The organism is Desertibacillus haloalkaliphilus, from assembly GCF_019039105.1.
Classification (GTDB): Bacteria; Bacillota; Bacilli; order Bacillales; family KJ1-10-99; genus Desertibacillus; species Desertibacillus haloalkaliphilus.
In genome coordinates, this window is sequence record NZ_JAHPIV010000366.1 from 1 (window position 1) to 371 (window position 371).

General features: G+C 34.0%; 1 protein-coding gene. It reads right to left on the reverse strand.

Annotation, left to right across the window (positions count from 1 at the left end; translation table 11 throughout):
* Window positions 1–369: PAS domain S-box protein (locus KH400_RS22365; protein WP_312889336.1), on the reverse strand; the 369-nt coding region annotated here is incomplete at its 3' end.
* Window positions 370–371 lie beyond the last annotated feature (2 nt).

The window sequence follows — 371 nt, forward strand, 5'->3', positions numbered from 1 at the left end:
CTCTTGAACAATCGTTTCCATATCTATATACTTTTGCTTTTTGTCTTCCTCCATTTGTTTTCGTTCAGTTATGTCCCTAATTGTGCAGACAAAAATTTCATGACCTTCTACAGTCGTTTTCCCAACTTGTATATCCGCATGAAACCAACTTTTATCTTTACGTAAGGCAATAACTTCGAAAACACGTTCCCCTGCTTGCTTGATAAACGACATGTCAATTTGTTTTGACTTTGCTTCTTTTTCTACTGTATCAATAAGAAACAGACTCCCGATCTGATAATCAACAACTTCTTCATACGAATAACCGAACATGCTTTTAATAGCTTTATTCACTGATAATATTTTTCCATACGTATCAAAAGTAACAATAG